The organism is Shewanella sp. 11B5 (assembly GCF_002836795.1).
GTDB classification, from domain to species: domain Bacteria; phylum Pseudomonadota; class Gammaproteobacteria; order Enterobacterales; family Shewanellaceae; genus Shewanella; species Shewanella frigidimarina.
In genome coordinates, this window is the sequence record NZ_PJAP01000250.1 from 1 (window position 1) to 9,027 (window position 9,027).

The 9,027-nt window shown below is 42.4% G+C and carries 6 protein-coding genes; 3 read left to right on the forward strand and 3 right to left on the reverse strand.

Annotated features, from left to right (window positions below; translation table 11 throughout):
• Nucleotides 1–205 precede the first annotated feature (205 nt).
• From CXF78_RS03215 to CXF78_RS03225, 3 genes are all read left to right on the forward strand, one after another.
• Nucleotides 206–880 carry a glutathione S-transferase family protein gene (locus CXF78_RS03215; RefSeq protein WP_011637614.1) on the forward strand — a complete coding sequence of 225 codons (675 nt, stop codon included), beginning with the start codon at nucleotides 206–208 and terminating at the stop codon, nucleotides 878–880.
• Nucleotides 881–1,253: 373 nt separating this feature from the next.
• Entirely contained in the window at nucleotides 1,254–2,975 is a 1,722-nt protein-coding gene (locus CXF78_RS03220; RefSeq protein WP_102035963.1) for a phospho-sugar mutase, read from the forward strand.
• A 246-nt stretch (nucleotides 2,976–3,221) separates the two neighbouring features.
• Nucleotides 3,222–5,615, forward strand: coding sequence for a TonB-dependent receptor plug domain-containing protein (locus CXF78_RS03225; protein ID WP_102035964.1), 2,394 nt, complete (start codon nucleotides 3,222–3,224; stop codon nucleotides 5,613–5,615).
• A gap of 178 nt (nucleotides 5,616–5,793) precedes the next feature.
• On the opposite strand, the gene CXF78_RS03230 is transcribed toward CXF78_RS03225, so the two are convergent.
• The 3 genes from CXF78_RS03230 to CXF78_RS21210 form a co-directional block, all read right to left on the reverse strand.
• Nucleotides 5,794–7,509, reverse strand: a complete 1,716-nt coding sequence (locus CXF78_RS03230; RefSeq protein ID WP_102035965.1) for a glycogen synthase — start codon at nucleotides 7,507–7,509, stop codon at nucleotides 5,794–5,796.
• A 9-nt stretch (nucleotides 7,510–7,518) separates the two neighbouring features.
• On the reverse strand, nucleotides 7,519–8,781 hold the full coding sequence (glgC, locus tag CXF78_RS03235) for a glucose-1-phosphate adenylyltransferase (protein WP_059743697.1): 1,263 nt from the start codon (nucleotides 8,779–8,781) through the stop codon (nucleotides 7,519–7,521).
• Between the two features lie 95 nt (nucleotides 8,782–8,876).
• The coding region (locus CXF78_RS21210) for a glycogen/starch/alpha-glucan phosphorylase (protein ID WP_145991363.1) at nucleotides 8,877–9,027 on the reverse strand (151 nt) is incomplete at its 5' end.

Genomic DNA, 9,027 nt, shown 5'->3' on the forward strand with positions numbered 1-9,027 from the left:
CAATACACACCCTTTAATACTGACTGAGCGACTCATGATTTTTCAGGTGTAACTTTAGGTTTCAAGTCATTTTCATTACAAGTTTTAAACTATTACTCATGATATTCACTCAAACTACCTTCAACCATGAACGATCGCTCAAATACATATTGAGCATTCGTTCAAAACCTGCTTAAATACGCTTCTTACTTATTAAGGAGTTCACATGATTAAATTTTATTTCCATCCAGGCCCTAACCCAATGAAAATTGCCTTGTTCCTCGAAGAAACAGGCCTTGAGTTTGAACTCGTGCCTGTGGATACCTTAAAAGGTGAGCAACATAGCGCTGAGTTCAAAGCGATTAACCCAAACAGCAAAACACCCGCTATTGAAGACAACGGCGTAAGGGTATTTGATTCTAATGCTATTCTTTTATACCTTGCTGACAAAACAGGTCAATTAGCTGCAACCCCAGAAAATCGTGGTGAGCTTCTGTCGTGGTTAATGTTTGTCGCCACTGGTTTAGGCCCTTATTCTGGTCAATGTGTTCATTTCACTCACCATGCACCTGAGAAAATAGATTACGCAACAAACCGTTATCTACGTGAAACTCAACGTCATTACCAAGTACTTGACGCACATCTTAATAACCGTGAATTTATCGTGGGTGATGAATTGAGCATTGTCGATATCGCTGCATGGGGTTGGGTTGATAAAGTCGGCTATGTATTAGGTCAAGATGCCCTTGCCACTTACCCGAATATTCAACGCTGGTTTAACAGCATCAACAACCGTCCTGCTGTTGAACGCGCCAGAGACATGGGTAAAGATATTCAATTTAAAGCAGAATTTGATGAAGACGCAAAACGTGCGTTTTTCCCACAAAATTATGCTGTCTAAGCAAAAGATATTTTGAACGCGTTATTTTAATCGCGTTATAAAAGGCTTGTGGATGATATCCATAAGCCTTTTTTGTATTTGCGTATATAGCCACACTTTTGCTGTAACGCCACTATGCACGCTATAGGCTTCTATCTATACAACGTTTTTAAGTTTATATATAAAAGCTTCAAAATTGATCTACACGGTTTATAGGGTTGATATTTAACTACAACTGATTGTTTATAGGCTAATGATCGCGTTTAAGCATGTAGATTAAGCGTATAAATCATGAATACAATTTGTTATTTTTATCCACTTTAAGACGAATTTACTTGTTCTTGCGGCGGTATTTTTCTACTGTTATTGAAAATGATTATCAATGAGGTTACTCATGAATACCCATCTTCAACATCAAATCAACCAATGGCTCAATAACGATCCCGATCCACACACCCGCTCACAACTGCAAACGTTAATTGATAACGGCAATGAAACCGAGCTAGCGGCGCGCTTTGCGGGTCGTTTAGCGTTTGGCACTGCAGGGCTAAGAGGTGAAGTGGGCGTTGGCCCTATGGCGATGAACCGTTTGGTTATCCGCCAAACCACTGCCGGTCTGGGAGCTTACTTACTCGAGCAAATCGACAATGCTGCCGAGCGTGGTGTAGTAATAGGTTACGATGGACGTCATGATTCCTTTACCTTTGCCCATGATGCCGCAAGTGTATTAACCGCTATGGGCATTAACGTGCATTTAACCTATAAGGTAGCCGCCACGCCGTTAGTCGCTTTTGGAGTAAAACATCTTAACGCTGCGGCTGGCATTGTGGTTACCGCAAGCCATAACCCACCACAATACAATGGCTATAAAGTCTATTGGGAAAATGGCGCGCAAATTATTCCTCCTCACGACACAGGCATAGCCGCCCAAATTACTCGGGCTGCCACTCAGGCGATTCCCTTTTTAGCCTTAGATGACGCAATATCACAAGATAAGCTTACTTGGTTACAAGACGATTTCTATCAAGCCTATCGCCAAGGAATACGTGAAGCTAAAGAGCTGCAATACCACAGCGGACAAGACAAAGTCAGTTTAGCTTACACCGCAATGCACGGTGTTGGTGCCGACATGGCTGAAACGGTATTAAATGATGCTGGTTTTACCCAAGTGTATTCAGTGGCGGCTCAACGTGAACCTGATGGCGACTTTCCTACGGTAAACTTTCCAAATCCTGAAGAAAAAGGCGCAATGGATATGGTGATTGCTGAAGCCAAAAAGCACAATGCTACACTCGCTTGTGCCAACGACCCTGATGCTGACCGCTTTGCTGTTGCCGCTCGCACTGAAAATGGCGACTACCAAATGCTGACAGGCGACCAAGTTGGAGTGTTATTTGGTCACTACTTACTCAGCCATGCACCTAAAAATCAGCAACTTACTGGGACTACTATCGTGTCCTCAAGCCTGTTGTCTAAAATTGCCACAGAGTTTGGTACCCAAAGCTATACCACACTTACCGGCTTTAAGTGGTTAATGAATGTCGGTATTGCCAAGCACCAAGCTGACAATCAGTTCTTATTCGCTTATGAAGAGGCACTCGGTTACACCATTGGTAACTTAGTGTGGGATAAAGATGGATTATCGGCATTAGTGGCCTTTGCCCAACTGACTGCAGAACTTGCAGATAATGGACACACCATTTGGGATAAACTCGAGCAGATTTATCGCCAACATGGATTTCACCTTAATAAACAAGTGAGTATTGCCCTTAATGCTGACACGCCAAATATTGGTGCCTATTTACGCGAACATCCACCCGTGAAAATTGGTGAGTATGCGGTGATCTCGACCGACGATTTAAAAAGTCTGCAGCGAACTGATGCTGATGGCAGCAAACAAGCCATTGATTTACCTAGCAGCGATGTGTTGATTTATGCCTTAGAAGGTGGCGCTCGAGTCATTGTTCGCCCGTCGGGTACTGAACCTAAAATTAAATGTTATTACGAAGTGGTTGAAACCATGACAAGCTCAGACACTTGGGGATCTGCACAAGCTCGTGCGGAACATGCCATGGCGAGCTTCATTACATCTCACCAAACGAGCTTACCCAGCTAACAGCTCATCAAGCGATTAAGTCTCATTAGCAAAAGAATGTTAAACGCCTGTTATTATTAACAGGCGTTTGTTTATGCTTATAAGCAATTGTAATCACAATGGATGAGTTATAGCGTTTTACTAGATCAGAGTGTCATGAGATATGCCTGATTGAACTAACCAAACCTATATTAAAGCGACCTATGTACCAGCGAAAATGATCTATAATGTTAAAAAATTAATCATAACGTTATCGCAGGATTGCTAATGTATAAAAGTCTCGTATCTTTGGCCGTTATTGCCAGTATTTCAGCCCCAGTAGCAATCGCTGCAGAAGAAGGTGAAAACCTAGAGCGCATTCAGGTTATTGGATCGCGTATTGCCCTTCGTACCGCCACAGACAGTGCAACCCCTGTCGATATTATTACCTCAGAACAACTTGAAGCAACAGGCATCACCGAAACTGCTAAGGCATTGCAGTTTGCTGCGCCCAGCTACAGCTTTCCGTTCTCGTCAATTACCGATGGAAGCGACGCGGTTCGCCCTGCAAGCTTACGAGGCATGTCACCTGATCACACTTTAGTGTTGGTAAATGGTAAGCGTCGCCACGGTTCAGCATTGGTTCACTTAGCTGGCACGTTAGGCAAAGGTTCATCTAACGTTGACCTTAATGCCATTCCAATGACAGCAATCAAGCGGATCGAAATTTTACGTGACGGTGCGTCAGCGCTATACGGATCTGATGCGATTGCAGGTGTAATCAACGTCGTACTGAAAGACAGCGACGAAGGTGGCAGCATTGCCGCCCAGGTAGGCCAAACCTACGAAGGCGACGGTGAACAAGTACGCTTAGGCATTAATCAAGGTTTTAGTTTTAGCCAAGACGGCTTTGTGAATGTGTCTTTAGAAGCACACCAGAAAAATTCAACTAACCGTGCAGGTCTCGATCCACGTCAGCAATATCCGACGCTCGCAGATGGTAGTCTTGATCCACGTGAAGCCACATTCGATCGTAAAAATCATCATGTTGGCGACAGTGATTATGACAACTACGGTTTATTTTTAAATGCTCAGCAAGGATTAGATACCAACGGTAAGCTTTATGCCTTTGGTGGTATTAGCAAACGCAGCTCAACTTCAGGCGCTTTTTATCGTCGTGCGTTGGATTCTCGTAACGTTATTGAAGTGTATCCAGATGGCTTTTTACCACAAATAAGCCCAGAAATTATCGATTACTCTTTAGTCACTGGTTATGAGTTTGAGCTGGGTCAGTGGGAAATTGATTCTTCTGTTGGTTTTGGCAGTAACAGCTTTGAATACAATGTTGAAAACAGTATTAATGCTTCGCTTGGCCCTAACAGCCCAACAAACTTTGATGCTGGTACATTGTCAACCAGTGAGCTGAATCTAAACTTAGATGCTTCAACCTACTACGATTTTGCCAATGACTCAGACTTACTCGTAGCAATGGGCATCACATGGCGCGAAAGTGGCTATCAAATTGAAGCTGGCCAAGAAGAATCGTATATCCAAGGCGATTACCAAGATAAATCAGGTGGTAGTCAGGGATTTGGTGGTTTCACTAAAGAATCTGAAGTAGATGAAGACCGCACAAACCTTGGTTTGTATATCGAACTTGAAAACCAACTTACCGATGACTTTTATTGGGCGGCAGCCGTTCGTTATGAAGACTATTCAGATTTCGGTGGCAATACCAGTTGGAAATTGTCTGGTCGATATGAGCTAACAGACAGTGTGGCACTTCGTTTAACCACCGACACTGGTTTCCGCGCGCCAAGTGTACAGCAGCTTTATTTTACCAACGTATCAACTTTCTTTGATCCAGATCCGGTCACTGGTGAGTTTATTCCTAGAGAGTCAGGTACTTTTAACCAGTTATCACCGGTTAGAGCAGAGCTAGGAATTCCTGATCTTAAAGCTGAAGTATCACACTCTTATAGTGCAGGTATTGTTTACACTGGCGACAATGGCTTTGCAGTGACATTAGATGCTTATGAAATCAATGTTGATGACAGAATCATTTTGTCAGGCTCTATCGACAAAGAAAGCTCACCCGCCATTGCAGCGATTCTTGAAGGCACCAATGCCGACTCGGCTCGTTTCTTTATGAATGCGGTTGATACTAAAACTCAAGGTGTAGACTTAGTTATCACTCAAGGTTTTGACCTTGGTGAATACGGCGATTTAAAAGCAAACCTTGCTTACTCATACAAAGAAACTGAAATTGAGTCAATTTCTTTGCCTTCGATCCTCAACGGATTAGAAGACGAACTATTTGATAATATTGAAGTCGTTCGCATGACGGAAGCTAATCCGAAAAATACCGCTAACATCGGTTTAACTCATCAATATGATGACTTCACCACTAACTTACGTTTCAGTTATTTCGGTGAATATACCGTGGGTTATTCATCTAGTGAAGTGGAATATGGTGCAAGATGGACCACAGATTTAAGTACTTGCTACCGTGCAACAGATAATCTTGCTGTTACGTTAGGGGTACAAAACCTGTTTGATACTTATCCAGAGAAACGCCCTGAGGATAATAATTTTAACGGCATATTTGTATACCCACTGACTAATACTCCATTTGGTTTTAACGGTGGCTACTATTACTTAGATCTACGCTACACCTACTAAATAATCTTTATTAATAAGCATTAATCAGCCGATAACCGCGCTGAAAATAAAAAAGCCAATCATGTTTGATTGGCTTTTTTATTACCTCAAGCTGAACAGAGAACGATTGGTTAATAACATTGGCTTGAGTTGTCTTGCTAACGGACTAATCCTTATTGATCGTGTTTACTGACGATGTTTAATGATCATTAGCATTCGTGACATAGAGCTTTGCAAGATATTGCTTCGCGACATCGTCCCAGCTAAATCGCTGTTTGGCGGCATTGTGCTTCACCTGTTGCCAAGTATCGCGGCCATATAACTCGAACACTTGATTAACACGTTCAACCAGAGCTTGAGCTTGCGCTGCTAGCGTTTCACCATTAAACACCCAACCACTGACATTATCTATAATAGTGTCGTTCAATCCACCCACGCCATGAACCAAACAAGGCTGCCCTTCCCGCATTGCCAGCATTTGACTTATTCCGCATGGCTCAAATGAACTTGGCATTAAAAATAAACTGCCCGATTGATAAAGTTGCTCAGACAATGCTTCATCATAACCGTGTAAAAACAGAAAGTTATCATAACGCGCCGCTGTAGCCTGCAGTGCCTTAGCAATATGCAGATCACCGCTACCAAGCAACATAAACACCCCGCTCGGTTGATGTCGCTTAAGCGATTCGACTATCACATCTAGCACGGTTTTTGTGGTGGTTTGACCTTCTGCATCAATAAATGGTTGTAATAAAATTAACATTTTTTGTTCTGTTAAACGTCCAACAAAAGTCAACAGAAAACGGTCTGTATCTGGAACAACCTGACTGTTTTTTAGCAACTGGGTGTTGGCCAATAGTGCATGTTTATATTGGCTAATACGGGTGAGCGCAATCGAATCTATCACGTTGACATTAGCAACCTTAGCTTGCCATTTAATAAGGGTATTTTCAGCTTTAAGTAATAATGCCGCATAATCATGATGATGAGGTTCATCGGTGTTATTAACCTCATCATAAACGCAACCATTAATGATCCCGACTAACTTGCCTTGCTGACATTTAGCAATTAAGTCTTTCTCTAAACCTTCTCCACCAAAAAAACCTTTAATATAGTCAGATGGTATTAGCACTTCTCGAGCATAGGTCGGTGACACCAAATGCACTTTGTCACTCAGTACAATCCCCATTCTCATGGGATTGATGCAATTGTCATAACGAGGATCAAACAAGCTGTTATCCGCAATTGGATTTAACTTACCCATATATTGCGGAAACCAATGGCCGAATGAAGAATCATCTCCGGTAAAGGGGCGGATCCCTTGTAATGCCAAGTTGTGAATCGTAAATACACAAGGTAAAGCCTTTAAAACTGCAAATTCATCAACACAACTGCGAAGCATTGCCACCATGGCGGTGTGCCAGTCGTGAAGGTGTAACACATCCACACGCGGTAATACTCCTTGCACTAAACTAGTGGCAACACAGAGTGAAAACAAGGCAAACTTTGTCGCGTCTTCGGCAAAAGGTCTGTCGGCGGAACCGTCACAATAGACTTTACCGTGATGGTTAAATAACGGATGATCAAATAAATAGATTTGTGCTATTGAATCGTCAGCATCAGTTTGGCTGACCGCTGCTATGTCATCTTTGTTTTGCGGCCTAGGCATTCGATACACAGCTACAGTGTGGTGTTCACCAGAAAAGCACACCTCAATATCAACCATATGCATAGCATGATATCGCTGGGCCAAAAAACCATAATTTGGCATAGCAACATCGGCTATCACTTCACATATGGCTAATGCAGGGGGCAAATCGCGGATAACATCCGCCATGCCACCCACCTTAACGCCGTGCAGTGCATCGTTTTCTGCTGCCACCAGCAGTACTCGCTTTACACTATCTTGAGTCATTTACAGTCCTTATTCGTAGCCAACAGGTAAACCCAACATTTTCCGTGTTACTAAAGTAACGCCTTTTTCGGATACCCTAAAACCCTTAGCCCGATCGTGATCATGATTATAACCAATCACCATTCCTTCAGGGATGATACAACCTCGATCTAAAATGGCATTTTGGATTTTACAGTTCTTCAATACCACCACATCGGGTAATAAAACCGAGTCTTTTACAAACGAATAAGAACATACCCTCACTTCATCAAACAACACACAACGTTTAACTTTAGCACCTGAAATAATACAGCCACCGGAAACGATAGAGTCCACAGCCATACCGCGCCTATCATCATCATCAAACACAAATTTAGCGGGTGGTAACTGCTCTTGATAGGTCCAAATTGGCCACTTTGCATCATAAAGGTTGAGTGGCGGTGTGGGTAATAACAGTTCCATGTTTGCTTGAAAAAACGAATCTAATGTCCCAACATCACGCCAATATGAAGGCTGTCCAGCAACCGCACTGGAAAATGGAAATGCAAACACTTTGTGATTTTCAATAATGGCTGGAATGATGTCTTTGCCAAAGTCACGATCTGATTTTTCGTTATTGGCATCTTTTTTTAACTGTTCAAATAAAAACTTAGTGTTGAATACATAGTTGCCCATAGAAGCTAAACACATTGTTGGATCGCTTGGTATCGATTTAGGCTCAGCGGGTTTTTCTTCAAAGCCAATCACCCGATGATCGCTATCAACTTCCATCACCCCAAAAGCTCCAGCGGCTTCATCAATAGGTGTTTCTAAACAGCACACCGTCATTTCAGCACCTGATTCTGCATGGGCAGCTAACAAGCCGGCATAGTCCATACGATATATATGGTCACCAGATAGGATCATCACATATTTCGGAATTTCCTGTCTAATAATATCAATATTTTGGAATACGGCATCTGCAGTACCTTGATACCAGTTACCTGATGTTTGTTGAGAAGCCGGTAGTATTTCAACCGACTCCCCTAGCTCTTTTTTAAAATGTCCCCAGCCACGAGTAACATGACGAATTAATGAATGCGACTTATATTGTGTCACCACCCCCACGCGGCGTATTCCGGAGTTAATACAGTTTGATAATGGAAAATCAATAATGCGATATTTCCCCCCAAAATATAGTGCGGGCTTAGCGCGCCAATCGGTTAATTCGTACAAGCGTGAACCACGTCCACCCGCTAAAATCAACGCATAGGTATCACGGGTTAAATTACTAATATAACGAATATTACTCATAAGCAGACTCCATTTTGCTATTTAATATAGCCATTAAAAAATAAACATTGATACATGATTTATCTTATTTGTGGCATCACATCACTTTCCCTGTTTTACTTTTTCATCCAAATTTCGTCGCGGTAGCCCGCTATGGTGTTGTCGCTTGAAAAACGCCCGCTTGCAGCGGTATTTTTAATACTCATTTCTTGCCAACTATCTTGATCAAGATAGGTTTTTGCCACCAGCGCTTGTGCTTGGCAATAA